Here is a 26,110-nt window from a genome sequence, read left to right as displayed (position 1 = left end):
CCTCGGTGATCGCGCCGTCCTCGGAGTCGCGTACCCGAACGCCGGTGACCCGGTCGCCTTCCCGCAGCAACGACACCACCTGTGTCGACGACCGCACCACGGCGCCGTAGTGCGCGGCGGTCCGCACGACCGTCAAGGTGTGGCGGGCGTCGTCGACGACGGTGTCGTTGCTGCGGGAAGGCGACCGGGTCACCGGCGTTCGGGTACGCGACTCCGAGGACGGCGCGATCACCGAGGTGCGCGCCCATGTCGTCGTCAACGCGACCGGCGTGTGGACCGACGAGATCCAGGCATTGTCCAAGCAGCGCGGGCGTTTTCGGGTGCGCGCATCCAAGGGCGTGCACATCGTCGTGCCCCGCGACCGCATCGTCAGCGACGTGGCGATCATCCTGCGCACCGAGAAGTCGGTGATGTTCGTGATCCCGTGGGGAAACCACTGGATCATCGGAACCACCGACACCGATTGGAATCTCGACCTAGCACACCCCGCCGCCACCAAGGCCGACATCGACTACATCCTCGGCACCGTCAACACCGTGCTTGCTACTCCGTTGAGCCACAACGACATCGACGGTGTGTACGCGGGGTTGCGCCCGCTACTCGCGGGGGAGAGCGAGGAGACATCCAAGCTGTCGAGAGAGCATGCGGTCGCGGTGCCCGCGCCGGGCCTCGTGGCGATCGCCGGCGGCAAGTACACCACCTACCGGGTGATGGGCGCCGACGCGATTGACGCTGCGGCGCAATATATTCCGGCCAGGGTTGCACCGTCGATCACCGAGAAGGTGCCCCTATTGGGCGCCGACGGCTACTTCGCGCTGATCAATCAGACCGAGCACGTCGGCGCGCTGGAGGGGCTGCACCCATACCGGGTGCGTCATCTGCTGGACCGTTACGGGTCGCTGCTGAACGAAGTGCTGGCGCTGGCCGCCGACCGCCGCGATCTACTCGCCCCGATCGCCGCCGCCCCGGGTTATCTGCGGGTGGAGGTGGCCTACGCCGTGGTCGCCGAGGGTGCCCTGCATCTGGAAGACATCCTGGCCCGTCGCACCCGCATCGCGATCGAGTACTCCCACCGCGGCGTCGACTGCGCCCGCGAGGTGGCCGACGTCGTCGCGCCCGTCCTGGGCTGGACGGCGGCCGACGTCGACCGTGAGGTGCAGACGTACACGGCGCGGGTCGAGGCCGAGGTGCTGTCTCAGACCCAGCCCGACGACGCGTCCGCCGATGCGCTGCGGGCCAGTGCTCCAGAGGCGCGCGCGGAAATCCTCGAGCCGGTGCCCCTGAATTGAGGGCCGCGCCGCTGCCTCCCCGCGACGGGTTAGGACCGGCTCGGCTGCGGGTGCGGGGCGGTCCACTGGGTGAGGAGCTGACCAGCAGGTTCGGCCCCGAGGTGGCCGCGAAAGCGGTCGCCGGGGAAGTGGTCGACCACGACGGTGCACCGCTCGATCCCGCCACCGTGTTGCCGGCCGGTGCCGTCGTCTACCTCTATCGCGAACTGCGCGACGAGGTCGTGGTGCCCTTCGACATTCCGGTGCTGTACCGCGACGACGACATCGTGGTCGCCGACAAGCCGCATTTCCTGGCGACTATGCCGCGCGGGCGCCATGTCGCGCAGACGGCGCTGGTGCGGCTTCGGCGACAACTCGGGCTCGACGAGCTGAGCCCGGCCCACCGGCTGGACCGGTTGACGGCGGGGGTGTTGCTGTTCACTACGCGCCGTGAGATCCGCGGGGCCTATCAGACGATGTTCGCGCGCGGCGCGGTGCGGAAAACCTATCTGGCGAGGGCCGCGGTGAACCCCCGCCTTGCGTTACCGCGGGAGGTCCGCAGTCGAATCATCAAGCATCGCAGCAATTTTCAAGCTGTCGAGGAAGCCGGTGAACCCAACGCGGTGACGCTGGTGGAGTTATTATCGGCCGACGGCCAATACCGGTTGACACCCCGGACGGGTCGGACTCACCAGCTGCGGGTGCACATGGCCGCGCTGGGCATCCCGATCTGCGGAGACCCGCTGTATCCGGAGGTGATCGATGTCGCGGCCGACGACTTCTCCACGCCATTGCAGCTGCTGGCCCAGCGGATTGAATTCGAGGATCCGCGCAGCGGCGAGCGGCGCGAGTTCGTCAGCGAACGGCGGCTATCAGCAGCGCTCGACGCCGGGCCTGATCAGGGGCAGGTCGCGGTCGATCCGGACGCGACGGGGCCGCGCTGACGTGCCAGGAGCGGGGGTGGGGGCCGGCCGCACCGACGAGGCCGCCGAGGTGACCGCGTTGAGCGCTTGACGTGCCCAGTCGGTGAGGCCGCTACCTGTGGTCAGGTCAGCAAAGCGTGAGCTGACGAAGTCTTGTAGTGCTTCCACGTCGTCCGTCCTTCGGTCAGGTACCGGGCAGTACCTCAACGAGTGAGGAGCCGTCTTTGGCTCGATATTTCGGCTTTTGTGATCAAGCCGGTGTCATTCGTGGCATGCGACACACGTCACCTGTGCTGTAACACGGCGCCCGCCGTTGGTATTCCACGATATGCGGCCCCGGTCGGCGACGTCGGTGGCGCGCGTCAACAATGTGTGAATATTGTCGGCGCGCCTTTTTCGCGTCCGCGACCGGACAACGCGTCGGAACCGTGAACGGCTGGGAAACTGGGGCTGAAATCGCGAGTCACACGCGAATAGCCCTGGCGCTGGGCATAATGACCGAAGTGCGAATCTTGTTACCATGCCTCATGGATGCGAGCGACACAGCAGTGCGCGCGACACGCCGGCGCGATTGACTCCGCTAACCGTCTGAAGGAATTCGATTGAAGCTCAACCGATTTAGCGCCGCACTGAGCATTCTGGTGACGGGCATGCTTATTCTCTCGGCATGCGGTAGCCACAACAACGCCGCGGGCGGAAGCTCCGCCACGAGTGCCTCGCCGGTGAAGGTGACCTGCGGCGGCAAGCCTGACCTCAAAGCCAGCGGTTCGACGGCCCAGAAAAACGCGATGGCCGAGTTCGTTAAAGCCTTCGCGCAGTCGTGCCCGGGACAGTCCCTGGAATACACCGCCGACGATTCGAGCACCGGGATCAACGAGTTCCTGGAAAACAAAAATGATTTCGCCGGGTCCGACTCCACGCTGACCAAGGACGAGTACGACAGGGCGCAAAAGCGGTGCGGGTCGCCCACCTGGAGCCTGCCGATGGTGGTCAGCCCGATCGCGATCGCGTTCAACGTCAACGGTGTGAAGACGTTGAACCTCGACGGTTTGACCGCGGCGCAGATCTTCAACGGCCAAATCAACATGTGGAATGACGGCGCGATTGCGTTGCAGAATCTCGGTGTTCAGCTGCCCAACGAGCCGATCCACGTCGTGTTCCGCAGCGACGAGTCCGGGACCACGGACAACTTCCAGCGGTATCTCGATACGGCGTCGAAGGGAACCTGGGGGTTCCCCGCCGGACGAAAGTTCAACGGCGGGGTCGGTGAGGGTGCCGTCGGTAACGACGGAGCCGCCGAAAAGGTCAAGAACACCGAGGGTTCGATTACCTACCTGGCGTGGTCGTTTGCGCAGTCCGAACACCTGAATGCCGCTAGCATCATCACCTCGGCCGGTCCAGACCCGGTCGCTATCAGCCCCGAGTCGGTTGGCAAGACGATCTCGACGGCGTGGTTCATCAAGAAGGGCGACGACCTTGCTCTGGACACCATCTCGTTCTACCGACCGAACCAGCCCGGTGCCTACCCGATCGTGCTGGCCACCTATGAGATCGTCTGCTCGAAGTATCAAGATCCCAAGGTGGGGCAAGCCGTGCGGGCCTTCCTGCAGAGCTCAATCGGACCAGGTCAGAAGGGTTTGGTGGGTGCGGGCTACATTCCAATCCCAGACGAGTTCAAGCCGCGGCTGCTGAACTCGATCAACGCGCTGTCTTAAGGGGGCGATGTTCAATGTTCGAGGGTATTTTTCGCCCTGGTCGACCCGGTGTTCCGAGCGTTTCCGCACGGTTGTAAGTCTGTTGCATCATGGAATTCACCACCCTGCCGCCCGAGGTCATCTCGGCGCTGATCCATACGGGGCCAGGTTCCGCGTCGCTGGCTGACGCGGCCGCGGCGTGGCGCCAGCTGGGTGCCGCTCTGGAGGATGCGGCGGACAACTACGCCGCGACGGTGTCGTCGATGGCCGACTCCTGGCATGGCCCGTCGTCGACGGCGATGTTCCAATCCGTCGCCCCGTACCTGGCCTGGCTTCGCACCACCTCGCAGCAGGCTCAGCAGGTCGCCGCATCGGCACAGGCTGCCGCGAATGCGTTCAACACCGCCAGGGCGTCGGTGGTTCCCACGGCGCAGGTGCTCGCGAACCGAACACTGTTGGCGAAGTTGCTGGCCACCAACATGTTCGGGCGGAACATGCCGGCCATCGCGGCCACCGAAGCCGACTACCAGGATATGTGGGCCAACAACGCGGCGGCGATGACCCGCTATCAGGCCGCTTCGACGCAGGCCACGACGCTGCCACAGTTCACGTCGCCCACGTCGACCGCGAATCCGTCGGAACAGACTGCGCAACAGGCCAAGCAGGCCGCGGCGCAGTCGTCCGCTGCGGCGAACTCGGGCGCCACGACGGGATCCACGCTCGCGAGCTCGGCTGCGGCCAGCCCCGCCGACGCACTCCCGACGGCCTTCGACCCCAACGTCGGATTTGTCGGACTGGCGAATACCTATGCCAACCAGTTCGTTTCGTCCGGTTTCCCGATCAACCTGCTCAGCTACCTAGCGCAGAGTCAGTCGGCCCAAGCGCTGCAAGGGGTCAGCGCCCAGGTCGGCCAGGGTGTTTCCGAGGGTGAGGAGGCCTTGGGCGGGGCCGCCAACAGCCTGGGCGGCGGTGCCGCAGGCGCTCTGGGAGCACTGGGTGCCGGAGGGGGGCTAGGCGCGCTGGGCGCTGCAGGGCTCTCAGCGCCCGCGGCAGCCGCGGCCACCGGCGTTGCGGTGCCGATGGGTGGTCTGATGGCTCCTCCGGGGGCCGGGACCCTGCTGGCGACCTCGCAAGCGCCGGTGCAACTCGCTTCGGCGGCAACGCCACTAGGCGCGGGCGAAGCCGGTGGTATGTCGATGATCCCGCCGCTGATGCCGCCGCCGATCTCGCCGGGCAGCGGCTGGCGCAAGCGCAAGGCGCAGAAGTACGAAGACATTTCGATCGGCAAGGAGCTCAAGGGCAACGTGATGAAACCGCCGCCGTCGGCGGGTTGAGCACTAGTGTCACGAAATCGTCTGCGAGAGCTGAGGAATCGGGGGCGTCAGGCTCCGGTATGCCGCGGGCAGAACGCGGCGATGCTGACGCCGACGAAGAACCCGGCGTGGTAGCCGTCTAGACCGCTCTGTTGCATCACGTCGTTAGCGACATCACTCGAGGCCCTGCCGCCGTCGAGCGCATCGCACACCTGATGGCCGGCGACGATCGCCGCCTGCCCGGAAGCGAAGCTGATCTGCTTGGAATGCAACGCATTCAAGAAACTGGCGTCAACGGAGTCGGCGTCCGCGCACGGCGCGGTAGTCGCCGCAATGCTGAGCAAGGCCGCGAGAACCAGGCCGGTCACTACTGATCGCACAGGATTGAGCAAGCGCACTCGGGTGGTCGTCCTTTCTCATCCGGTCCGCTGAGCAGAACGCGCGAGTATTGCGACAGCACGCAACACTGCCGACAGTGCGATCATTGCATGCCGCGCCCGCACTTTTGAAGCGCGCGGTGCGGCCGACGCGGGCAAGCCTGATCGTTAACCAAATAGACATGCCCTGGGCATTCAGTGTTGGCAGGCCGGGCACCAGTACGCCACCCGCTCGCCGCCGCTGTCATAGGCGATCGGTGTGCCGCAACGGCGGCAACTTTCACCGCGGCGCCCATACACCCACACCTGCCGGCCGGGCCGGGTGTCGCCGGTGGTGCAGCGATTCTGGCGGAAGCGATTGGCCCACAACATGTCGCGCGCGCGGACCGCCAGACGGTGCGGGTCGGTGACCGCGCTGACCGGTGAAGTCGGTAGGTGTCCACTGACGAAACACAATTCGTTGCAGAAAACATTGCCGATGCCGGCCATCACCCGCTGGTCCAGTAGCGCCTCGGCGATCGGTCGATCCGGGTTCGCGATCAGATTCGCAACGGCGACATCGGCATCCCAGTCCGCGCCGAGCAGGTCGGGTCCCAGGTGAGCGACCACGTCGTCGTCGTGGTCGCGTTCCAGGATCTCCAACACGCCCAGGTCGATGCCGATCGCGCGGATCTCGTTGTTTTCCAGGATGATTCGAACCCGGTGGTCGAGTCGCCGCCCCTTCGAGGTGATTCGCCATGCGCCGTCCATCTTCAGATGTGAGTGGATGCTGGCCGGCCCGACGCGGATGAACAGATGCTTGCCGCGACTACGCACCTCGTCGACGACCTGACCGGTCAGGTCGACGGTGGCGTACCGCGGGACTCGAATATCGCAGCGGGTCAATGCATGACCGACGAGCGCCGTCCGCAGTTTCTCTGCGGTGCGGAAAACGGTGTCGCCCTCCGGCATCGGTTATCGCAGCCGTAGTCCGCGCGGTGTGCGGGCGAATCCGGCGTCGGTCAAGGCGGTAACCACCGTCGCCGCCACCTCCGGCGCCAGCACCGAGGCGCTGTTGATCCGCTCGATCAAGATCGAGCTGACCTGTCTGGCCGCGACCAGATCGGCGAGCGCGACCGCCGCGGCGTGGTTGGCCTCGGCGCTGTCGTCGACGAAGCTGAGCATCGACCGCCCGCCGCGCTCGAGGAACCACACCAGCTCGCCGTCGACCAGCACGACGAGCGCGCCGGCTTTGCGTCCCGGCCGGGCGGCGCCTTCTTCGGTCGAACGCGACGGCCAGGGCAGCGCCGCGCCATAGGGATTTGCCGGGTCGGCGGCGGCCAGCACCACCGCCCGGTAGTCGCGCCGCTCGGGGTCGACGCCGTCGAGGTAGCTACGCAGCCGGTCGACGGTGGACGCGACCGCGAACTGGGCGCCGCCGAGCGACTCCACGAAGTAGCCGCGCTGGCACCGACCGGCATCCTCGAATGCCGTGAGGACTTTGTAGAGCATGGCGAATCCGCCGGGCACGCCTTCGGCGGCGACCGCGCCCTTGGTCAGCACCCCGTGCCGGGTCAACAGCAGCTCCGCTTGGTGGTGCGCGCGGGTGGTCGAGTCGGGCTCGGGGGTCGGCAGCGCCGACCAGCGGCCGGCGACGGTCGGATCGGCCGCCCGCGCCTGCGGGTTCGCCACGCTGTACCGGCTGAGCCGCGGCGGCCTCCTGCCGCGCCCAGGTCGATGCGCCGGCGCGGACCGTTTGCGGCCCGACGCCCCGGACAGCGTTGCGCGTACCGGCGCGAATGTGTCGCCGGTGACCCAGCCGGCCCAGATCAGCTCCCACAAAGCCGCCTTGAGCTCCGCTTCGCCGATGCCCTGTTGGCCCAGCTGACGGAAGAAGAAGGCGCCGCCACCGGCCAGCATGTCCAGGATCGCGCGATGGGCCGCGGTGAATTCGATCTCCGAGCCGGCCGCCAGGGTCAGCGGCGCGGTGTCGGCGGCGTGGAACGCGACCCAGCCGTCGCTGCCCGAGATCGAGCCCGCGCCGGACCACAGCACCTCCCCGGAGGCCAGCAGTTCGTCGAGCAGCGCCGGGGAGTAGTCGCGCACCCGCGGTGCCAGGACCAGTGACTCGATCGCCGACGCCGGCAGCGGTACGCCGGCGAGTTGATCGATGACGGCGAGCAGTCCATCCAGGCCGGAGTTGGGTGCCGAGCCGGCGCCGACGCCATGCCAAGCCGGCAGGAACCGCGCGTATGCGCTGGTGCTGACCGGTTCGACCTGGGCCCGCAGCGCCGCCAGCGACCGACGCCGCAGGATTCGCAGCACCTCGGCGTCACACCATTCATCACCGGCCGCATCGGTGGAGAACTCGCCGCGGACCAGCTTCCCGTCGGCGGCCAGCCGGCCCAGCACGTCGGCCGCGACGGGTAGGCCGAGCCCGAATCGGGCCGCCACATCCGCGGTGGTGAACGGCGCATGGGTGCGCGCATAGCGGCTCAGCAGCTCGCCCAGCGGGTCGGCGACCGCTGCGGTGAAGCTGGCCGGTACGCCGACCGGCACCGCGACCCCGACGCCGTCGCGCAGCCGGCCGATGTCCTCGATCGCCGTCCACCAACTACCCCCGGCGAACGACACCGGTAGCGCGCGCTTGGCGGCGTAGAGCGCTTCCAGCCAGCCGCCGACGTCGGCCCCGCCGGAGCGGGCTGCGACCTCCTCGGTGGTCAACGGGCCGAGCAGCCGCAACAGGTCGGCGACCGCCTCGGCGTCGCGGGCCGCGCGGTCCGACGTCAGATGCTGCAGTTGCCGGCCGGTGCCGGCGACGACCTCCGGATCGAGCAGCTCGCGCAGCTCGACCCGGCCCAGCAGCTCGGCCAGCAGCGTGGGGTCCAGCGCGAGCGCCGCTGCGCGGCGCTCGGCCAGCGGGCTGTCGCCCTCGTACATGAACGCGCCGACGTAGCCGAACAGCAGCGAGGCCGCGAACGGCGACGGTGTCGCGGTTTCGGTCTCGACGACACGGATCTTGCGGGTGGCGATGTCGCCCATCAGCCCCGCCAACGTGGGCACGTCGTACACGTCCTGCAGACATTCGCGGACCGTCTCCAACACGATCGGGAAGTCCGGGTACTTGCGGGCCACGTCGAGCAGCTGCGCGGCGCGCTGCCGCTGATGCCACAGCGGAGACCGTTTACCGGGGTGCCGCCGCGGTAGCAGCAAGGCCCGCGCCGCACATTCTCGGAACCGCGAGGCGAACAGCGCCGACCCGCCCACCTCGGCGGTGACGATCGGGTCGATCTCGTCGGCGTCGAAAACGAAAAGCTCGGCGCCCGGGGCGGATTCGGCACCCGATTCGGAGACGGTGTCGGGCAGGCGTACCACGATGCCGTCGTCGGAGGCGGTCGGTTTCTCGTCGATGCCGTAGCGGTCGCGCAACCGTCGGCTCACCGCCAGCGCGAGTGGACCGTGCACCCGTAATCCGTAGGGGGAGTGCAGGATCACCCGCCAGTCGCCCAACTCGTCGCGGAACCGCTCGACCAGCAGCGTGGCGTCGGTGGGTACCACGTTCGTGGCCGCGCGCTGGTCGTCCAGCAGCCGCCGCAGGTTCTCGGTGGCAAACCGATTGAATCCTAGCTCGGCGCAACGTCGTTCGAATGGCCCACTATCCAGAGCGGCCAGTTCGCCGGTGAACGCTCCTACCGCGCGGCCGAGTTCGGCGGGGCGCCCGGCATCGTCGCCGCGCCAGAACGGCAGCCGGGCCGGCTGGCCCGGCGCCGGGATCACCAGCACGCGGTCGTGGGTGATCTCGGTGATCCGCCAGCTGGTGGCGCCCAGCGCGATGACGTCGCCAGGCCGGGATTCGTAAACCATCTCCTCGTCGAGCTCGCCTACCCGAGAAGGGTTTTCGGAGTCGGTGGCCAGGTAGACGGTGAACAGGCCGCGATCGGGGATGGCGCCGCCGGAGGTCACCGCGAGCCGCTGCGCGCCCGGGCGCGCCGTGACGGTGCCGTTGTCGCGGTCGTACACCAGACGTGGCCGCAATTCCGCGAACTCGGTCGACGGGTACTTGCCGGACAGCAGGTCCAGTGTCGCCTCGAATGCGCTGTGCGGCAACGTCGCAAACGGCGCGCTGCGCCGCACGGTGTCGAACCAGCTGTCGACGTCCAGTGGCTCCAACGCAGACGCGGCCACGGTGTGCTGAGCCAGGATGTCCAGCGGGTTGGCCGGCACCTTCATCGTCTCGATCTGACCGGCGAGCATCCGCTGCACCGTCACCGCGCAGCCGATCAAATCCGTGCGGTGCTTGGGGAACAGCACCCCCTGTGAGATTTCCCCGACCTGGTGTCCGGCGCGCCCGATGCGTTGCAGGCCGCTGGCCACCGACGGCGGCGACTCCACCTGAATGACGAGGTCGACGGCGCCCATATCGATGCCGAGCTCCAGGCTGGAGGTCGCCACCACCGCCTTCAGCCGACCGGATTTCAGATCTTCCTCGACAATCGCCCGCTGTTCCTTGCTCACCGACCCATGGTGGGCCCGGGCCAACAGCGTTGGCGCGCCGTAAGTTTGGCCGCTGCCCAACAAGTGGGCGGGGGAGCCGCCGGCGACCTTCGGGTTGGCTTCGGCTGGGACGGCTGTCCCGGTGCGCTCGGCGTGAATCTCGTTGAGCCGGGCCGTCAGTCGCTCGGCCAGCCGCCGCGAGTTCGCGAACACGATCGTCGAATTGTGCGTCTCGACGAGGTCGACCAGTTGCGCCTCGACGTCCGGCCAGATGCTGCCGTGTTCCAGGTCGGTCATGTCGGGGATCGGGACCTGCACCGACAACTCGAACGTCTTGGCCGCGGGTGGGGAGACGATGGTCGTCGGGGCGGTCCCCGACAAGAAGCGGGCCACCTCTTCGGGCGGGCGCACGGTCGCCGACAGTCCGATCCGTTGCGCCGGCTTGGGCAGCATCGCGTCGAGTCGCTCCAGCGACAAGGCCAGGTGCGCACCGCGTTTGGTGCCCGCGATGGCGTGCACCTCGTCGACGATCACGGTCTGCACACCGGCCAGGGTCGCCCGCGCAGCCGAGGTCAGCATCAGAAACAGCGACTCGGGCGTGGTGATCAACACGTCGGGCGGCTTGCTGATCAACTGCCGGCGCTGAGCCGGTGGCGTGTCGCCGGATCGCAGGCCAACGGTGATCTCCGGTGCGGGCAGACCCTTTTGCGCCGCGACCCGGGCCATCCCGGCCAGCGGGGTGCGTAGGTTGCGCTCGACGTCGACGGCCAGCGCCTTGAGCGGCGAGATGTAGAGCACCCGCGTGCCGGGCTCGCGTTCGCTGCGCGGCGCGCCGGCCAGCGCGTCGATCGCCCACAGGAATGCGGCCAGCGTCTTACCGGACCCAGTCGGGGCGATGACCAGCGTGTTGTGGCCGTCGGCGATCGCCGCCCAGGCATCCGTCTGCGCCGGCGTGGGCGCCGCGAACGTACCGGCGAACCAATCGCGGGTGACGACGCTGAACCGCGCGAGCGGGTCGGGCACAGGGGTCACCCAGCCATCATGACAAGGGGGTCTGACAGGAGGGCGTCAGCGCTGGTCGGGCGCGACCGCCTTGGCCAACTGCTCGGGGATGTTCTTCACCCGGGTGATTGCGTCGAGCAGCGAGTGGGCGCAGGAATCGCTGAGCTGGCCCGCATCGGTCTCCGGATGGATGATGCGCTGCCGACAGAGCTCGAAGGTGAGCGCCAACCAGCCGTGGATGACGATCCGCAGGTCGCGTTCGACGTCCGGCTCGAGCTGTCCGCCGGATCCGTCGACCTCGACGATGCGGCTCATGATGTGTTCCATCTGCCGGTCTTTGGCTTCGTCGTCGATGCCGAGCAGGACTGGGTCGGAGCGGCCGAGTCCGACATACGCTGCCCAGGCCGCGTGTGGGTGCTCCTGGTGATACTGCATGTAGGCCAGTACGCCGCTCCGCACCTCTTCGAAAAGATTCTGACCAGGGGTCGGAGGGGTATTGGTGGTCTCGAAAAGCTGGTCGGCCTGTCCCTTGACGACTGCCGCGAAGAACGCCCGCTTATCCGGGAAGTAGTGGTACATCAACGCCCGCGACACGCCGGCACGCTCCGCGATCTCGTCGATGCGGACCTCGTCATAGGGCCGTTGACCGAACACTTCCGCGCCCAAAGCGAGCAGCTCAGCGCGGCGATCGTCCGGTGATAACCGGCGCCTTGGCGTTCGCATACAGCAGACTGTACTTGCCGATTCGTTCTGCAGGCCCTCAACGCTCTCGAAGGCCTGCAAACTTTGTGTCGGCTGTGCGCGTGCCGTTGCTTGCGGCGAACCCGGTGCTAGCCGCTGCGTTGGAGGTCGGGTTTCGGCCGCTGCGTTCGAGTCCTCAGCGAAGTTTCGAACGTGCTGCACGGTGCCGCGCGGGAGTTCGCAGGGCCAGCGGTGCCCGCTCCACTTCGGGGTGACGTCAAACACGCTTGAGCTGGTTTATCGCCGCCGGTGAGGGGTATGTCCTGTGGCGCATGTGACAGCGACAGAGGATCTCCGATGGACACTCAACAACACCGCTCGATGGGCGATCGCCTAGGCCACGTCGACCACGAAGTCCACCACGCCGTCCGGTATGCCGTGCTGGCCGCCGCCGCCGGCGTCGGGTACCTCATCGTGGGCGCGTTGTGGGACAGCACCTGCAAGGGTGCGATGTCCGTCGACACCGCCGCATGCGGGGCTTTTCAGTTGAGCATTCTCGCGTTCGGCGGACCGCTGATCCTGTTCGCGGCCGGGGTGTGGGCGTTCGTCCGCACCTATCGCGTGTGGCGCACCGAGGGAACATGGTGGGCCTGGCAGGGCGCGGGATGGTTGCTGATGGTGCTGACGTTCGTCTCGTTGGTGATGGGCGCCCCGATCGCCCTCCCGGTGCTGGCCGGATAGGTCGGGCTCGGCTGGTTTGATTCGTCGATGCATGTGGGTATCTGGTGTGAACCGATCACCCGTTCATCGGGAGCGAATCACGAAACGCGATGACCTACTTGCCCACTGCGATCAACACGAGGATCACCAGGCGCGATCATGACTAACCAGCTAGAGCGCGAGGGTACTGTCGGTCAAACAATGCTGGGAGGCCCGATGACCGTTGCCGCTAAGTCCGCGCGGGATCAGCAACGCGGCGATCGCGCGATCGAACTGCGGGTGGCTGCGACGCTGGAGAACCTGGCCGTCTTGCGAACGCTGGTCGGAGCGGTCGGCGCCTTCGAGGATCTGGATTTCGATGCGGTCGCCGACCTGCGACTCGCGGTCGACGAGGTGTGCACCCGGTTGATCCGCTCGGCCGTGCCCGGCGCCACGCTGGAAATCGTGATCGACCCCCATGACGACGCATTGCGGGTAGAGGCCTCGACGACGTGTGTCAACAACGACGTGGTGACACCGGGCAGCTTCAGCTGGCATGTCCTGACCTCGCTGGCCGATGACGTTCAGACCTACGAGAACGGAAATGGCGTCTTCGGTGTCGCATTGACTACCCGGCGGGCGGGCCCTCACACGTGACAGCGCGAGCCGTCGGCGGTTCGCGGTCTTCTCGTCCCAATGAATACGCCGATGTTCCCGACATGTTCCGTGAGCTGGCGACCCTCGGCGCCGACTCATCGGACTTCCAGCGTCATCGCGACAAGATCGTCGAGCGCTGCCTGCCACTGGCCGATCACATCGCCCGCCGGTTCGAAGGCCGCGGCGAACCGCGCGACGACCTGGTTCAGGTCGCTCGGGTGGGGCTGGTCAACGCGGTGGCCCGCTTCGACGTCGAAACCGGCTCGGATTTCGTCTCTTTCGCGGTGCCGACGATCATGGGCGAGGTTCGCCGGCACTTCCGCGACAACAGCTGGTCGGTCAAGGTCCCGCGACGCCTGAAGGAGCTGCACCTGCGACTCGGCACCGCGACCGCCGACCTGTCGCAGCGGTTGGGGCGCGCGCCGACCGCCTCCGAACTCGCCCAGGAACTCGACATGGACCGCACCGAAGTGATCGAGGGCTTGGTCGCGGGCAGCTCCTACAACACGCTGTCCATCGACAGCGGGGGCAGTAGCGGAGGCGACGAAGAAGCCCGCGCGATCGCCGACACGCTCGGCGACGTCGACACCGGCTTGGAGCGCATCGAGAATCGCGAGGCGCTGCGACCACTGCTGGAAGGCCTACCCGAACGCGAGCGAACGGTGTTGGTGCTCAGGTTCTTCGAGTCGATGACGCAGACGCAGATCGCCGAACGCGTCGGCATCTCGCAAATGCACGTCTCGCGGTTGCTCGCGAAGTCGCTGGCCCGACTACGGGACGAGCTGGAATAGCCGGTCACCCGGGCCGTCGGCGTCCGGAAATGCCTGGACCGAGGCGACCACCGGCAGGGCGTGGTCGGGGTCGCAGATCCGAAGCAGCCGGGACACCGCTTTACTCGGTACCAGGGCCCAGCGAAGCTTTTCCGCCGCGCACCTGACATTGATCAGGTGCAGCGCCGAAAAGCCAGCTGTGCCAAAGAATTCCAGACCACTCAGGTCCACCACAAGCGGAGCTGAATCGGCGATGCAGAGATCGAAGTAGTCGGCGAACTGGATGGCATTGGATGCGTCCAATTCACCGTCGGCGGTGATGACCACTCGACCGGCCTCCCACGTGGTGCTGAAGCGGGCGGAGTGGTTTTCCCATGCAGGTGGCGGAAGCGCCGCGTTGGCTCCACGAGCCGGTACGGCGGAGTGTGGAAATACAGCAGACATCGTGTGACTCCATCAGTCGACTAAGCGTTCTGTGGATCACGTCAAGCGGATTAGGTGCCGCGCGCGAGGAAAACCCGGGGAGAACCAAGCTGCCCTTACGTCAATTAACGCTGTTCCGTGCGGCTGGTAACTCAACCTCGTGACGACACTACTCCGGCTACCGTGGGCCGACAACACCTGGGATTGGTGCAGTGGCCCTGCTCAGTGCGAATTATGTTCTGGCGCAACGATTGAGGCAGCGAATCGCCGAACGGATTCGGCCGCCGCGCCGGCCGCGTCGTCGTGCCCGGTGCGCGCTCGGCTGGCAACGTCTCCGGTCGCCGGATCCAACGTCACCTCGGCCAACAGCTCACCGGTCGTGGGGTCGCACACCGCCCATGAATAGCGGGTGTCCGCGGACCAGTCCGCGGTGCGGCGTGCGACGTGGTCGGGATCGGTCGCGCCGAGCTCGGCCAGGGCGGGACGGTCATCGATGCGTTCGTCGGCGCGTAGGCCACGCAGGTACCACTGCCCGGCGTTGATCTCGATTGGATCCACCGGGTAAGCGTTACTTGATCTCGGCGAGCACCGTGCCTTGCGTGATGGCGGCGCCGGGCTCGACGGCCAGCCCGGTGATCACGCCGTCCTTGTGCGCGGTGACCGGGTTTTCCATCTTCATGGCCTCCAGGACGACCACCAGGTCGCCGGCCGAAACCTCTTGTCCCTCTTCGACGGCCACCTTCACCACGGTGCCCTGCATCGGAGCGGTCACCGCGTCGCCGGACGCCGCGGCACCGCCGGCGGCACCGCGCTTGCGAGCCTTGGGCTTCTTGCGGATGACACCTGTATCGGCGGTGCCGCCACCGCCCAGCGCCAGGTCACCGGGCAGCGACACCTCGAGGCGTCGGCCCCCGACCTCGACAACGACCTTCTGTCGTGGAAGGGCCTCGTCTTCGTCGACCGGCTCACCGCCGGTGAACGGTTCGACGGTGTTGTTCCACTCGGTTTCGATCCAGCGGGTGTGCACCGAGAAGCTCTCGCCGTCACCGATGAACGCCGGGTCTGACACGACGGCGCGGTGGAATGGAATGACGGTGGCCAGACCTTCGACATGGAACTCATCAAGAGCACGGCGCGCCCGTCGTAACGCCTCATCTCGGTCGGCGCCGTACACGATGAGCTTGGACAGCATCGAGTCGAACTGGCCGCCGATCACCGAGCCGGCCTCGACGCCGGAGTCCAGCCGAACGCCGGGCCCGGTGGGGATGTCGTAGCGGGTGACCGGGCCGGGGGCGGGCAGGAAGCCGCGTCCGGCGTCTTCGCCGTTGATCCGGAACTCGATGGCGTGCCCGCGGGGCGTCGGGTCCTCGGTCAGTTCCAGCTTCTCGCCGTTGGCGATCTTGAACTGCTGCAGCACCAGATCGATGCCCGCCGTCTCCTCGGTCACCGGGTGTTCGACCTGCAGCCGGGTGTTGACCTCGAGGAAGGAGATCAGACCGTCCTGGCCGACCAGGTACTCGACGGTGCCGGCACCGTAGTAGCCGGCCTCCTTGCAGATCCGCTTGGCGGACTCGTGAATTTCCTTGCGCTGCGCGTCGGTGAGGAAAGGTGCCGGTGCTTCTTCCACCAGCTTCTGGAAGCGGCGCTGCAGTGAGCAGTCGCGGGTGCCGGCGACCACGACGTTGCCGTGCTGGTCGGCGATCACCTGCGCCTCGACGTGGCGCGGCTTGTCGAGGTAGCGCTCGACGAAGCACTCACCGCGACCGAACGCCGCGACGGCCTCGCGGGTCGCCGACTCGAACAGCTCGGGGATCTCCTCGATGGTGCGCGCCACCTTCATGCCACGGCCACCACCGCCGAACGCCGCCTTGATCGCGACCGGGACGCCGTATTCCTTGGCGAAGGCGACCACCTCGTCGGCGTCCTTCACCGGGTCGGGGGTGCCGGGCACCAGCGGTGCCTGCGCCTTGGCCGCGATGTGGCGGGCGGTGACCTTGTCACCGAGGTCGCGGATCGACTGGGGGCTCGGCCCGATCCAGATCAGGCCGGCGTCGAGGACGGCCTGGGCGAAGTCGGCGTTCTCCGAGAGGAAGCCGTAACCGGGGTGGATTGCGTTGGCGCCGGACTTCTCGGCGGCTTCCAGCAGCTTGGCGAAGTCCAGGTAGGACTCAGCCGAGGTCTGGCCACCCAGCGCGAACGCCTCGTCGGCCAGTTTCACGTGAGGCGCGTCGGCGTCGGGCTCGGCGTAGACCGCCACGCTGGGCAGTCCCGCGTCCTTGGCCGCGCGGATGACCCGCACCGCGATCTCACCGCGGTTGGCGACAAGAACTTTCGAGATCGTCGAGCTGGCGTGACTGGCCACTTCGCCTCCTGATGTGCACGTCTTCGTGTTGTCTAAGAGAAATTCTTACAAGTCGTTTCGGGGGTAGCTTATGCGGCGCGCCATGAGCGACAAGACCCGGTGTCTACTTCGCCGCCGACTCGCGCACCCGGCGCTTGATTCGCGCCAGCATCCCCGACATTCCGCGCAGCCGTAGCGGGCTGATCAACTCGGCCAGGCCGAGATCGGTGTAGAAGTCATCCGGCACCGCGAGGATGTCGGCGGCGGGCTGCTCGTCGAGACCGGTGGCCAGGATCGATGCGAAGCCACGCGTGGTGGGGGCTTCCGCGGGCGCGCTGAAGAACAGCCGCACCCGGTTGGGATCGTCGGCATCGACATGCAAAAACAGCGGCGACTGGCATTCCGGAACCGCCTCCATCGCGGCCTCTTCTAAGAAGGACGGCAGGGCTGGGAGTTCACCGGCATATTCCAGCAGCAACTTCAGCTTGTCCTGGCCTTGGACTTCGCCGAAATCGGAGACCACCTCGGCCAGCGGTGCGGGCATGCTCATGAGGCGGGGACGGCTCCCGGGGCTTCGCCGGCGACGATCGGTACGCGCACGGCGTTGCCCCATTCGGTCCACGAGCCGTCGTAGTTGCGCACGCCGGGGATGCCCAGCAAGTGCGTCAGCACGAACCAGGTGTGGCTTGATCGTTCGCCGATGCGGCAGTAGACGATCGTCTTGTCGTCGGGCTCGATGAACCCGTACAGCTTCTCGAGTTCGTCGCGGGCGCGGAAGCGTCCGCTGTCGTCGGCGGCCTTCGCCCACGGGATCGATCGCGCCGACGGAATGTGGCCGGCCCGCAACGCGCCCTCTTCGGGGTAGTCCGGCATGTGCGTGCGCTTGCCGGTGTATTCGTCGGGCGAGCGGACGTCGATCAGCGGCCCTTTGCCCAGGGCGGCGAGCACGTCGTCCTTGTAGGCGCGGATCGGTTCGTCGTTGCGCTGCACGACGGGGTAGCCCGATGACGATTTGGTCGGAACATCCAGCGTGGTGTCGCGGCCCTCGTTGATCCACAGGTCGCGGCCGCCGTTGAGCAACCGCACGTCCGGGTGGCCGAACAAGGTGAAGACCCACAGCGCGTACGCGGCCCACCAGTTGCTCTTGTCGCCGTAGATCACCACGGTGTCGTCGCGCGAAATGCCTTTGCGATCCATCAATTCCGCGAACTGCTTACCGTCGATGTAGTCGCGCACCCGCGGGTCGTTGAGATCTGTGTGCCAGTCGACCTTCACTGCGCCGGGGATGTGGCCGACGTCGTAAAGCAGCACGTCTTCATCGGACTCGACGATCGCGAGTCCGGGCCGGCCGAGATTGCCGGCCAGCCAGTCAGCGGTGACCAGCCGTTCCGGGTGGGCGTAGGCGCTCAGCGTCGGGCTGGAGTCTGGGGGTAGCGGCACACCGCGAGCCTACCTGCCGGTTCGCCGGGGGCGCTTCGGCGTTGACTCGCCGAGTTCAGCGCCCGACCGGGTTGGCGGCCCACAGTTCGGCGATCGACACACCGACCCGCTGTAGCAACGCCCTGGTGTGCGGCAGGCTCAGGCCGATGACATTGGAAGGATCACCCTCAATGCCGTCGACGAACCAGCCGCCCAGCCCGTCGAGCGTGAAAGCCCCTGCCACGCCCAGCGATTCGCCGCTTTCCAGATAGGCGTCCAGGTCCGCAGATGCCGGTGACGCGAAATGCACTGTGGTGACAAATGATTCGGATGCTCGGGTGACGATGCCGTCGACCAGCCGGACCAGGCAGTGCCCGGTGTGGAGCTGACCCGACCGGCCGCCCATCGATCGCCACTCACGCCGCGCCGCGTCGACGGATGCGGGCTTGCCGACCAGCCGACCGTCGATGTTGAGCATCGAATCACAGCCGATGACAACGCAATTCGCGGCTACGTCGGCGTCGAGCAGGGTGGCGACGTGCTCGGCCTTGGCTTCGGCCAGGCTACGAACGACGTCGCCCGGAGCGGCATCTGGGCCGAAAGCGGCGATGATCGCGTCTTCGTCCACGCCCGACACCACGACCAACGGGTCGACACCGGCCTGCCGCAGGACGCGCCGCCTGCCCTCGGACGCCGACCCAAGGATCAGCCGGGTCATCGCCCCCGCATGTGGGTTCGCTGCACCAGCGTCAGTCGCTGCCAGCTGTGCACGGCGTAGCGGAGTTTGTCGACGGGCAGGCCCCACCGGGAGAACTCCGGCTCGCCTTGTGGGGCGTCGCCGCCCGAGGCGCCGGCGAGCACGGTGATCAGCGCCGCCACCTCGTCGTCGGTCGGGTTGCCCCTGAGCACCTGGATGTGGGGAGCGTGTGGCTGCTCTGCCTCCGGGGTGACGTTCTCGTCGCCGCTCACAGGGGAATGTTCCCGTGCTTCTTCGGCGGCACCTGGGCGATCTTGCGCTCCAGCAACCGCAGTGCGGTACCGATGTAGCCGCGGGTGTGCGACGGCGGGATCACCGCGTCGACGTAGCCCCGCTCCGCGGCGATGTATGGATTGACCAGCGTGTCCTCGTACTCCTGCTGCAACTGCAGCCGCAGCGCGTCGACGTCTTCGCCGTTGGCTGCGGCTTCTTTGAGCTTCTGGCGGTAGACGAAGCCGACCGCGCCGGACGCGCCCATCACCGCGATCTGCGCCGTCGGCCATGCGACGTTGACGTCGCAGCCCATGTCCTTGGACCCCATCACGCAGTACGCCCCGCCGTAGGCCTTGCGCGTGATGACGGTGATCTTCGGGACGGTGGCCTCACCGTAGGCGTACAGCAGCTTGGCGCCGCGGCGGATGATGCCGTTGTACTCCTGACCGGTGCCCGGCAGGAAGCCCGGCACGTCGACCAGCATCACCACCGGGATGTTGAAGCAGTCGCAGGTCCGCACGAAGCGGGCGGCCTTCTCCGAGGCGTTGATGTCCAGGCAGCCGGCGAACTGCGTCGGCTGGTTGGCGACGATTCCCACCGTCCGGCCCTCGACGCGGCCGAATCCGACGACGATGTTCTGGGCGTAGCCCTCCTGGATCTCGAGAAACTCGTCGTCGTCGAGAATCCGCCTGATCACCTCATGCATGTCGTAGGGCTGGTTGGCCGAGTCGGGGATCAGCGTGTCGAGCTCGAGGTCTTCCTCGGTCAGGTTGTCCTCGATCGCACCCTCGGGCACCGGCACCGGCAAGTGTGGCGGGTCGGTGAAGTTGTTCGGCGGCAGGTAGCTGAGCAGATCGCGGACGTAATCCAGCGCGTCCTGCTCGCCCGAGGCGACGTAGTGCACCGTGCCGGACTTGGCCATGTGGGTGTGCGCGCCACCCAGTTCTTCCATCGTGACGTCTTCACCGGTAACGGTTTTGATGACGTCGGGCCCGGTGATGAACATCTGGCTGGTCTGGTCGACCATGATGACGAAGTCGGTCAGCGCGGGAGAGTAGACGTGCCCACCGGCGGCCGCGCCCAGGATCAGCGAGATCTGCGGGATGACGCCGGAGGCGAGGATGTTGTTGCGGAAGATGCGGCTGTAGAGCCCGAGCGAGACCACGCCCTCCTGGATTCGGGCCCCGGCGCCGTCATTGATGCCGATCAGCGGGCGGCCGGTCTTGATGGCCAGTTCCTGGACCTTGACGATCTTCTCGCCGTAGACCTCGCCCAGGCTGCCGCCGAACACCGTGGCGTCCTGGCTGAAGACGCAGACGTCGCGCCCGTCGATGGTGCCGTACCCGGTGACGACACCGTCGCCGAGCGGGCGGTTAGCCTCCAGCCCGAAGTTAGTGCTGCGGTGGCGGGCCAGCGCGTCGAGCTCCACGAACGATCCCTCGTCGAGCAGGGCGTAAATGCGCTCGCGCGCAGTCAGTTTGCCCTTTTCGTGCACCCGCTCGACGGCGGCTTCGCCCACCGGGTGCAGCGTCTCTTCGGTCCGCTTCCGCAGTTCGGCGAGCTTGCCCGCGGTGGTGTGGATGTCGATGTGGTGTTCGGCGCGGGCCTCAACTTGGACTTCGGACTCGGAGGTGCTCGTCATGGCTCCCGATCTTAGCGGTCCCTTAAATTGCGCCCCCCAACCACACTGCAAGCACTGGCCTAGGCTGGTCGGCGATGGACAGCGACTCACCGGCGCCCCTGGATGCGGGGGCCCTGCGTGACGGGCTGGTCGGGCCCGGCATGCCGTGGCGCCAACTCGACGTCGTCGCCGAAACCGGTTCCACCAACGCCGATCTGCTTGCGCGGGCGGAGGAGGGTGCCGATATCGACGGCTCGGTCCTGCTTGCCGAATATCAGAACGCCGGTCGGGGCCGGCACGGTCGGCAATGGACGGCGCCGCCGCGGACGCAGGTAGCCCTGTCGGTCGGAGTGTCGGCCGCGTCGGTGCCGCATTCGGGCTGGGGATGGCTGACGTTGGCCACCGGGGTCGCGGTCGCCGACGCGCTCGCGACTGGCGGCGTCGAGGTGGGTCTGAAGTGGCCGAACGATGTAGTGGTGTCCGGTGGCAAGCTGGCTGGGATCCTGGCCGAGGTGGCGGCGCCGTCACAGGTGATCGTCGTCGGCCTGGGGCTGAACGTCTCACTGACCGCCGAGCAGGCGCCCGACCCGGCAGCTACCTCGCTGCTGATGCTGGGATCGTCGGTAACCGACCGAAATGTGTTGGCGCGCACGATACTTCGTAGATTGGCCCGGCGCATCGATGCCTGGCGCACCGCGGGGGGAGCCGACTCGGCGCTGATCGCCGATTACCAGCGCTACAGCCTGACCCTGAATTCGCGGGTGCGTGCCAGCATGCCCGGCGACCGTGAGGTGGTCGGGGTGGCCCGATCCGTCGACGAGACCGGCCGCCTGTGCATCGACACCGGTGCACAGACCGTGGCGATATCCGCCGGAGACATCACGCACCTGCGCCCCAGCGTCTAAAGTGCCGCACGTGGGCTACCCCGACAACGTGTTGGCGGGTGACGAGCAGGTCGTCGTACACCGCCACCCGCACTGGAAGCGGCTGTTCTGGCCGGCCGTCGTCCTGATTCTGGCCAGCGCGGCGGCGTCGTTCGGGTGCGCGGTGGTCGCCGGCACGACCTGGGACGCGAACGCCAAGCAGATTGTCTACTGGGTGATCGGCGCCATCTGGCTGGTGCTGATCGGCTGGCTGACGTTGTGGCCATTCCTGAACTGGATCACGTCGCATTTCGTCATCACCGACCGTCGGGTGATGTACCGGCACGGAGTGCTGAGCCGCAGCGGCATCGACATCCCGCTGGCCCGGATCAACAGCGTCGAATTCCGCCACCGGCTGATCGACCGGTTACTGCGCACCGGGACGCTGATCATCGAGTCGGCGTCACAGGATCCGTTGGAATTCCACGACATTCCGCGCGTGGAACAGGTCCACGCGCTGCTGTATCACGAAGTTTTCGACACCCTGGGCTCCGAGGAATCGCCGAGCTGATTCGCCCGGCTGGCGCGTGCCCGCCAGGCCCGCATCAGCGTGACGTTGCCGGTCTCTTCGACGTCCTCCAACACCTCGGCGATACCGCCGGCGGTGAGCGACTCCAGCGCCTTGTCCCCACTGCGAGCGGACTCGTCCGGGAACACCCAGCGGCGGAATGCCCAGAAGCGGAAGGCCATTTGCAGCAGGTTGCCGATGATGTAGGCCGAGATGAAGTCGGCGATGTTCTCCACCGTCAGCGTGACCGACGGCACTCGCAGGCCCAGCACGTAGCTCGAGACCCACAGCGGCGCCATGCTCAGCAGCACGCCGACGCCGCTGAACGCGAAGAACAGCAGCGCCTCGTGGTGGCGCTCGCGGCCGCCGCGGTCGCGGAAGCTCCATTCCCGGTTCAGGATGTACGACGCGATGACCGCGACGATGCCCGCGATGACCTTGGCGGTCACCGGCTTGGGCTCCAGGATCGTCAGCTTCAGCGTGTAGAAAATCGCCGAGTCGATGACGAACGTGGTCGCGCCGACGATCGCGAACTTGATCAGCTCGTGATGGCGCTCGGCGTACGGGCGGATCGGTCCCGGGAGTCGGGCGATCGTGGCATCGGCGAAGGACACAATGTCGCAGTGTACGTATTAGTGGTTAAGGGTGCTCTGTGAGCGTGTTTCAGAGCACGTCCAGCCGCCATGACACCATGACTGCCGTGCGGAAAACCCACTCCATCCACGCAGCCACGCCCCGTGTGGCCATGGTCGGCGGCGGCCAGCTCGCCCGGATGACCCATCAGGCGGCGATCCCGCTGGGTCAGACGCTGCGGGTGCTGGCCGAATCGCCGCAGGATCCGGCCGCCCAGGTGAGTCCGGACGTGGTGATCGGCTCACACACCGACCTCGAGGCGCTGCGCCGCGTCGCCGACGGCGCGACGGTGCTCACCTTCGACCACGAGCATGTGCCCTCTGAGCTGCTGGAAAAGCTGGTCGCCGAGGGCGTCAACGTGGCGCCGCCGCCGCAGGCACTGATTCACGCGCAGGACAAGCTCGTCATGCGGCGACGGCTGGAGGCCCTCGGCGTTCCGGTGCCCCGCTACGCCGAGATCCGCAGTGTCGACGAACTCGACGACTTCGCTCGGCGTATCGCCGGGCCCGTGGTGGTCAAAGCGGTCCGCGGCGGTTACGACGGGCGCGGGGTGCGGATGGCGCGCGACCCGTCGCACGCCCGCGAGATCGCGACCGACTTCCTAGCCTCTCGCGTCCCGGTGATGGCCGAGGAGCAGGTGAACCTGCGTCGCGAGCTCTCCGCCCTGGTGGCCCGATCGCCGTTCGGCCAGGGCGCGGCGTGGCCGGTGGTCGAGACCGTGCAACGAGACGGGATCTGCGTGCAGGTGATCGCCCCCGCCCCGGAGCTGTCCGACGACGTCGGCGCCGCGGCTCAGCGACTGGCCCTCGAGCTGGCCGGCGAACTCGGCGTCGTCGGCGTGCTGGCCGTCGAGCTGTTCGAAACCGTCGACGGGAAACTGCTGGTCAACGAGCTGGCGATGCGCCCGCACAACTCCGGGCACTGGACCATGGACGGCTCGCGCACCGGCCAGTTCGAGCAGCATCTGCGCGCGGTGCTGGACTATCCGCTCGGCGATACCGGCACCGTCGCACCGCTGACCGTGATGGCCAATGTGCTCGGCGCCGCGCAAACCCCGGCGATGCCGGTCGACGAGCGGCTGCACCACCTGTTCGCGCGGATGCCCGACGCCCGGGTTCACCTCTACGGCAAGGAAGAACGCCCGGGCCGCAAGGTCGGCCACATCAACTTCCTCGGCACCGATGTGACTGAGTTGGCAAACCTGCGTGAACGCGCCGAGCGCGCGGCACACTGGTTGTCAGCAGGCGAATGGACGGACGGATGGGATCCGCATGACTAGCCGGCGACGATGCAGAGCGCGCAGCGCGATGAGGAGGAGCGGCGTCATATGACTAGCCGGCGACGAAGCAGAGAGCGCAGCGCTATCAGGAGGAGCGCCGTCATATGACTGAGCAGCCCCGCGTTGGCGTGATCATGGGCAGCGACAGCGACTGGTCGGTGATGTCCGACGCCGCTGACGCGCTGGCCGAGTTCGACGTCGCCCACGAGGTCGGGGTGTACTCGGCACACCGCACCCCGCAGCGGATGCTCGATTACGCGCAGCAGGCCGCCGGCCGGGGCATCGAGGTGATCATCGCCGGTGCCGGCGGCGCGGCGCACCTGCCCGGCATGGTGGCCGCGGCGACGCCGCTGCCGGTGATCGGCGTTCCGGTACCGCTGGCCAAGCTGGACGGACTGGACTCGCTGCTGTCGATCGTGCAAATGCCTGCCGGTGTGCCGGTGGCGACGGTGTCGATAGGGGGCGCCCGCAACGCGGGCCTGCTCGCGGTGCGCATTTTGGGGGCGTCGGACGCCGCCCTGCAGAGGCGGATCGTGGCTTTTCAGAAGGAGTTGGCGGAGTCGGTGCTGGCCAAGGATTCGGCTCTCAAGCAGCGTCACGGTAAAGTTACCGGCCAGTAGCAGTCGCGGTCGGGCAGAAAAGAGGGAGGCCAGCATGGCTCAGTGGGCCGGAGATTCGTCGTTCGACCTGTTCCAATTGCCGGACGAGCACAACGAGTTGCGCGCAGCGATCCGTGCGTTGGCGGAGAAGGAGATCGCGCCCTACGCCGCCGAGGTTGACGAGCAGTCACGCTTCCCCGAGGAGGCGCTCAAGGCGCTCAACGCGTCCGGCTTCAACGCCGTGCACGTCCCCGAGGCCTACGACGGCCAGGGGGCGGACTCGGTGGCCGCGTGCATCGTGATCGAGGAAGTGGCGCGCGTCGACGCGTCGGCATCGCTGATTCCCGCGGTGAACAAGCTCGGCACGATGGGCCTGATCCTGCGCGGCTCCGAGGAGTTGAAGAAGCAGGTGTTGCCGACGCTGGCCAACGATGGGTTGATGGCGTCCTACGCGCTGAGTGAGCGCGAGGCCGGCAGCGATGCGGCGTCGATGAAAACCCGCGCGAAGGCCGACGGCGACGACTGGATTCTCAATGGCGCCAAAGCCTGGATCACCAATGGCGGCAAGTCATCCTGGTACACCGTGATGGCGGTGACCGACCCGGACAAGGGTGCCAACGGGATCTCGTCGTTCATCGTGCACATCGACGACGAAGGGTTCACCGTCGGCCCGAAGGAGAAGAAGCTCGGCATCAAGGGCTCGCCGACGACCGAACTGTATTTCGAGAACTGCCGGATTCCCGGCGACCGGATGATCGGCGAACCCGGCACCGGTTTCAAGACCGCGCTGGCGACCCTGGACCACACCCGGCCCACGATTGGCGCGCAGGCGGTGGGTATCGCGCAGGGCGCGGTCGACGCCGCGATCGCATATACCAAGGACCGTAAGCAGTTCAAGCAATCGATCAGCGATTTCCAGGGTGTGCAGTTCATGCTGGCGGACATGGCGATGAAGGTCGAGGCCGCGCGGCTGATGGTCTACAGCGCCGCTGCCCGCGCCGAGCGCGGCGAACCCAACCTCGGCTTCATCTCGGCGGCGTCGAAATGCTTCGCCTCTGATGTGGCAATGGAAGTCACCACCGACGCCGTGCAGCTCTTCGGTGGCGCCGGCTACACCACCGACTTCCCGGTGGAACGGTTCATGCGCGACGCCAAGATCACTCAGATCTACGAGGGCACCAACCAGATTCAGCGTGTGGTGATGTCGCGCGCATTGCTGCGCTGAACGTCACTGGGCCTGACAGCACATTCTCAGCAGATGCGCAGTTGACGCGCATCTTGGAGCCGGTGGCGTTACAGTCACACTGCATCATGTCCCCCTCGGTGAATGCCTTGCTGGAACGCGAGGCGCCACTGGCGCAGCTGAATGCGCTGGCGCGCCGCGTGGTTCGCGGTGGTCCCGGTGAAGTCGTGTTGCTCCGCGGGGAGGCCGGCGTCGGTAAGACGGCACTGCTGGGCCGATTCGCCGACCAGCTCGAGCCTCGGCTGCGGGTCCTACGCGGCTGGTGCGACCCGCTGGGCGCGCCGCGACCGCTGG

25 protein-coding genes and 1 pseudogene are annotated in these 26,110 nt (G+C 67.2%); 13 read left to right on the top strand and 13 right to left on the bottom strand.

Going from position 1 to position 26,110, the window contains the following annotated elements:
- Positions 1-158 precede the first annotated feature (158 nt).
- The 4 genes and pseudogenes from A5658_RS09970 to A5658_RS09955 form a co-directional block, all read left to right on the top strand.
- Positions 159-1,289: pseudogene (locus A5658_RS09970) on the top strand (glycerol-3-phosphate dehydrogenase/oxidase); the annotation flags it as partial.
- Entirely contained in the window at positions 1,286-2,212 is a 927-nt protein-coding gene (locus A5658_RS09965) for a pseudouridine synthase (RefSeq protein ID WP_082993065.1), read from the top strand. The pseudogene A5658_RS09970 and the gene A5658_RS09965, both read left to right, overlap by 4 nt.
- A gap of 581 nt (positions 2,213-2,793) precedes the next feature.
- Positions 2,794-3,906, top strand: a complete 1,113-nt coding sequence (pstS, locus tag A5658_RS09960; protein ID WP_067333534.1) for a phosphate ABC transporter substrate-binding protein PstS — start codon at positions 2,794-2,796, stop codon at positions 3,904-3,906.
- Between the two features lie 89 nt (positions 3,907-3,995).
- Entirely contained in the window at positions 3,996-5,219 is a 1,224-nt protein-coding gene (locus tag A5658_RS09955; RefSeq protein WP_067333532.1) for a PPE family protein, read from the top strand.
- Between the two features lie 47 nt (positions 5,220-5,266).
- Here the strand turns inward: A5658_RS09955 and A5658_RS09950 are convergent, their stop codons facing one another.
- The 4 genes from A5658_RS09950 to A5658_RS09935 all read right to left on the bottom strand — a co-directional run bounded on the left by A5658_RS09950 (position 5,267) and on the right by A5658_RS09935 (position 11,773).
- Positions 5,267-5,566, bottom strand: a complete 300-nt coding sequence (locus tag A5658_RS09950; RefSeq protein WP_231997267.1) for a DUF732 domain-containing protein — start codon at positions 5,564-5,566, stop codon at positions 5,267-5,269.
- A 204-nt stretch (positions 5,567-5,770) separates the two neighbouring features.
- Entirely contained in the window at positions 5,771-6,526 is a 756-nt protein-coding gene (gene nei2 / locus A5658_RS09945) for an endonuclease VIII Nei2 (protein ID WP_067333528.1), read from the bottom strand.
- Positions 6,527-6,529: 3 nt separating this feature from the next.
- Positions 6,530-11,080, bottom strand: coding sequence for an ATP-dependent helicase (locus A5658_RS09940; RefSeq protein ID WP_067333526.1), 4,551 nt, complete (start codon positions 11,078-11,080; stop codon positions 6,530-6,532).
- A gap of 36 nt (positions 11,081-11,116) precedes the next feature.
- Positions 11,117-11,773: a TetR/AcrR family transcriptional regulator gene (locus tag A5658_RS09935; RefSeq protein ID WP_067333524.1), complete on the bottom strand. Its 657-nt coding sequence runs from the start codon at positions 11,771-11,773 to the stop codon at positions 11,117-11,119.
- Between the two features lie 315 nt (positions 11,774-12,088).
- Here A5658_RS09935 and A5658_RS09930 point away from each other — a divergent pair, with 315 nt between their 5' ends.
- The 3 genes from A5658_RS09930 to A5658_RS09920 all read left to right on the top strand — a co-directional run bounded on the left by A5658_RS09930 (position 12,089) and on the right by A5658_RS09920 (position 13,878).
- A complete protein-coding gene (locus tag A5658_RS09930; RefSeq protein WP_067333522.1) occupies positions 12,089-12,472 on the top strand; it encodes a hypothetical protein in 384 nt (127 codons plus the stop codon).
- A 195-nt stretch (positions 12,473-12,667) separates the two neighbouring features.
- Complete coding sequence (locus tag A5658_RS09925; RefSeq protein ID WP_067333520.1) at positions 12,668-13,087, top strand: ATP-binding protein; 420 nt, start codon at positions 12,668-12,670, stop codon at positions 13,085-13,087.
- A complete protein-coding gene (locus A5658_RS09920; protein WP_067333518.1) occupies positions 13,084-13,878 on the top strand; it encodes an RNA polymerase sigma factor SigF in 795 nt (264 codons plus the stop codon). The genes A5658_RS09925 and A5658_RS09920 overlap by 4 nt, the downstream gene beginning before the upstream one ends.
- On the opposite strand, the gene A5658_RS09915 is transcribed toward A5658_RS09920, so the two are convergent.
- The 8 genes from A5658_RS09915 to A5658_RS09880 form a co-directional block, all read right to left on the bottom strand.
- Entirely contained in the window at positions 13,858-14,301 is a 444-nt protein-coding gene (locus tag A5658_RS09915) for an STAS domain-containing protein (RefSeq protein ID WP_067333515.1), read from the bottom strand. The genes A5658_RS09920 and A5658_RS09915 overlap by 21 nt on opposite strands.
- Before the next feature lie 201 nt (positions 14,302-14,502).
- A complete protein-coding gene (locus A5658_RS09910; protein WP_067333513.1) occupies positions 14,503-14,838 on the bottom strand; it encodes a hypothetical protein in 336 nt (111 codons plus the stop codon).
- Positions 14,839-14,848: 10 nt separating this feature from the next.
- Positions 14,849-16,642 (bottom strand): acetyl/propionyl/methylcrotonyl-CoA carboxylase subunit alpha, encoded by a 1,794-nt coding sequence (locus A5658_RS09905; RefSeq protein WP_067333510.1) that lies wholly within the window; start codon positions 16,640-16,642, stop codon positions 14,849-14,851.
- Positions 16,643-16,745: 103 nt separating this feature from the next.
- Positions 16,746-17,171, bottom strand: coding sequence for a SufE family protein (locus tag A5658_RS09900; RefSeq protein WP_067333508.1), 426 nt, complete (start codon positions 17,169-17,171; stop codon positions 16,746-16,748).
- Complete coding sequence (locus A5658_RS09895; protein ID WP_067333506.1) at positions 17,168-18,061, bottom strand: sulfurtransferase; 894 nt, start codon at positions 18,059-18,061, stop codon at positions 17,168-17,170. Before A5658_RS09895 ends, A5658_RS09900 begins: the two co-directional genes overlap by 4 nt.
- 55 nt (positions 18,062-18,116) lie before the next feature.
- Positions 18,117-18,758 (bottom strand): nucleoside triphosphate pyrophosphatase, encoded by a 642-nt coding sequence (locus A5658_RS09890; protein ID WP_067333503.1) that lies wholly within the window; start codon positions 18,756-18,758, stop codon positions 18,117-18,119.
- Positions 18,755-19,009, bottom strand: coding sequence for an acyl-CoA carboxylase subunit epsilon (locus tag A5658_RS09885; RefSeq protein ID WP_067333501.1), 255 nt, complete (start codon positions 19,007-19,009; stop codon positions 18,755-18,757). Before A5658_RS09885 ends, A5658_RS09890 begins: the two co-directional genes overlap by 4 nt.
- Complete coding sequence (locus tag A5658_RS09880) at positions 19,006-20,652, bottom strand: acyl-CoA carboxylase subunit beta (RefSeq protein ID WP_067333499.1); 1,647 nt, start codon at positions 20,650-20,652, stop codon at positions 19,006-19,008. Before A5658_RS09880 ends, A5658_RS09885 begins: the two co-directional genes overlap by 4 nt.
- 74 nt (positions 20,653-20,726) lie before the next feature.
- Here A5658_RS09880 and A5658_RS09875 point away from each other — a divergent pair, with 74 nt between their 5' ends.
- Positions 20,727-21,536 carry a biotin--[acetyl-CoA-carboxylase] ligase gene (locus A5658_RS09875; RefSeq protein ID WP_067333496.1) on the top strand — a complete coding sequence of 270 codons (810 nt, stop codon included), beginning with the start codon at positions 20,727-20,729 and terminating at the stop codon, positions 21,534-21,536.
- A 10-nt stretch (positions 21,537-21,546) separates the two neighbouring features.
- Positions 21,547-22,065: a PH domain-containing protein gene (locus A5658_RS09870; RefSeq protein ID WP_067333536.1), complete on the top strand. Its 519-nt coding sequence runs from the start codon at positions 21,547-21,549 to the stop codon at positions 22,063-22,065.
- Here the strand turns inward: A5658_RS09870 and A5658_RS09865 are convergent.
- Complete coding sequence (locus tag A5658_RS09865; protein WP_067333494.1) at positions 22,020-22,676, bottom strand: GtrA family protein; 657 nt, start codon at positions 22,674-22,676, stop codon at positions 22,020-22,022. The two genes, A5658_RS09870 and A5658_RS09865, sit on opposite strands and share 46 nt — an antisense overlap.
- A 77-nt stretch (positions 22,677-22,753) precedes the next feature.
- Between A5658_RS09865 and A5658_RS09860 the strand changes: the two genes are divergently transcribed.
- The 4 genes from A5658_RS09860 to A5658_RS09845 all read left to right on the top strand — a co-directional run.
- Positions 22,754-23,974: a 5-(carboxyamino)imidazole ribonucleotide synthase gene (locus A5658_RS09860; protein ID WP_082993066.1), complete on the top strand. Its 1,221-nt coding sequence runs from the start codon at positions 22,754-22,756 to the stop codon at positions 23,972-23,974.
- 104 nt (positions 23,975-24,078) lie between these two features.
- Positions 24,079-24,594 (top strand): 5-(carboxyamino)imidazole ribonucleotide mutase, encoded by a 516-nt coding sequence (purE, locus tag A5658_RS09855; protein WP_067333489.1) that lies wholly within the window; start codon positions 24,079-24,081, stop codon positions 24,592-24,594.
- Positions 24,595-24,628: 34 nt separating this feature from the next.
- The gene (locus A5658_RS09850) at positions 24,629-25,798 is read left to right on the top strand and encodes an acyl-CoA dehydrogenase (protein ID WP_067333487.1); all 1,170 of its coding nucleotides are present in this window, start codon (positions 24,629-24,631) and stop codon (positions 25,796-25,798) included.
- Positions 25,799-25,884: 86 nt separating this feature from the next.
- Positions 25,885-26,110, top strand: a 226-nt coding sequence (locus tag A5658_RS09845; RefSeq protein WP_231997266.1) for an ATP-binding protein, incomplete at its 3' end; no start/stop codon positions are given.

Source organism: Mycobacterium sp. 1245111.1 (assembly GCF_001673405.1).
Classification (GTDB): domain Bacteria; phylum Actinomycetota; class Actinomycetes; order Mycobacteriales; family Mycobacteriaceae; genus Mycobacterium.
Note: the sequence above shows the minus strand (reverse complement) of the source record. Positions and strands in the feature narration are given on the sequence as shown.

Bases quoted from the DNA above. Each gene is read 5' to 3' on its own strand.
- A5658_RS09850 (WP_067333487.1), top strand. From the start codon at position 24,629: ATGGCTCAGTGGGCCGGAGATTCGTCGTTCGACCTGTTCCAATTGCCG.
- A5658_RS09925 (WP_067333520.1), top strand. From the start codon at position 12,668: ATGACCGTTGCCGCTAAGTCCGCGCGGGATCAGCAACGCGGCGATCGC.
- nei2 (WP_067333528.1), bottom strand. From the start codon at position 6,526: ATGCCGGAGGGCGACACCGTTTTCCGCACCGCAGAGAAACTGCGGACG.
- A5658_RS09935 (WP_067333524.1), bottom strand. From the start codon at position 11,773: ATGCGAACGCCAAGGCGCCGGTTATCACCGGACGATCGCCGCGCTGAG.
- A5658_RS09875 (WP_067333496.1), top strand. From the start codon at position 20,727: ATGGACAGCGACTCACCGGCGCCCCTGGATGCGGGGGCCCTGCGTGAC.
- A5658_RS09930 (WP_067333522.1), top strand. From the start codon at position 12,089: ATGGACACTCAACAACACCGCTCGATGGGCGATCGCCTAGGCCACGTC.
- A5658_RS09890 (WP_067333503.1), bottom strand. From the start codon at position 18,758: ATGACCCGGCTGATCCTTGGGTCGGCGTCCGAGGGCAGGCGGCGCGTC.
- A5658_RS09860 (WP_082993066.1), top strand. From the start codon at position 22,754: ATGACTGCCGTGCGGAAAACCCACTCCATCCACGCAGCCACGCCCCGT.
- A5658_RS09900 (WP_067333508.1), bottom strand. From the start codon at position 17,171: ATGAGCATGCCCGCACCGCTGGCCGAGGTGGTCTCCGATTTCGGCGAA.
- purE (WP_067333489.1), top strand. From the start codon at position 24,079: ATGACTGAGCAGCCCCGCGTTGGCGTGATCATGGGCAGCGACAGCGAC.
- A5658_RS09955 (WP_067333532.1), top strand. From the start codon at position 3,996: ATGGAATTCACCACCCTGCCGCCCGAGGTCATCTCGGCGCTGATCCAT.
- A5658_RS09880 (WP_067333499.1), bottom strand. From the start codon at position 20,652: ATGACGAGCACCTCCGAGTCCGAAGTCCAAGTTGAGGCCCGCGCCGAA.
- A5658_RS09915 (WP_067333515.1), bottom strand. From the start codon at position 14,301: ATGTCTGCTGTATTTCCACACTCCGCCGTACCGGCTCGTGGAGCCAAC.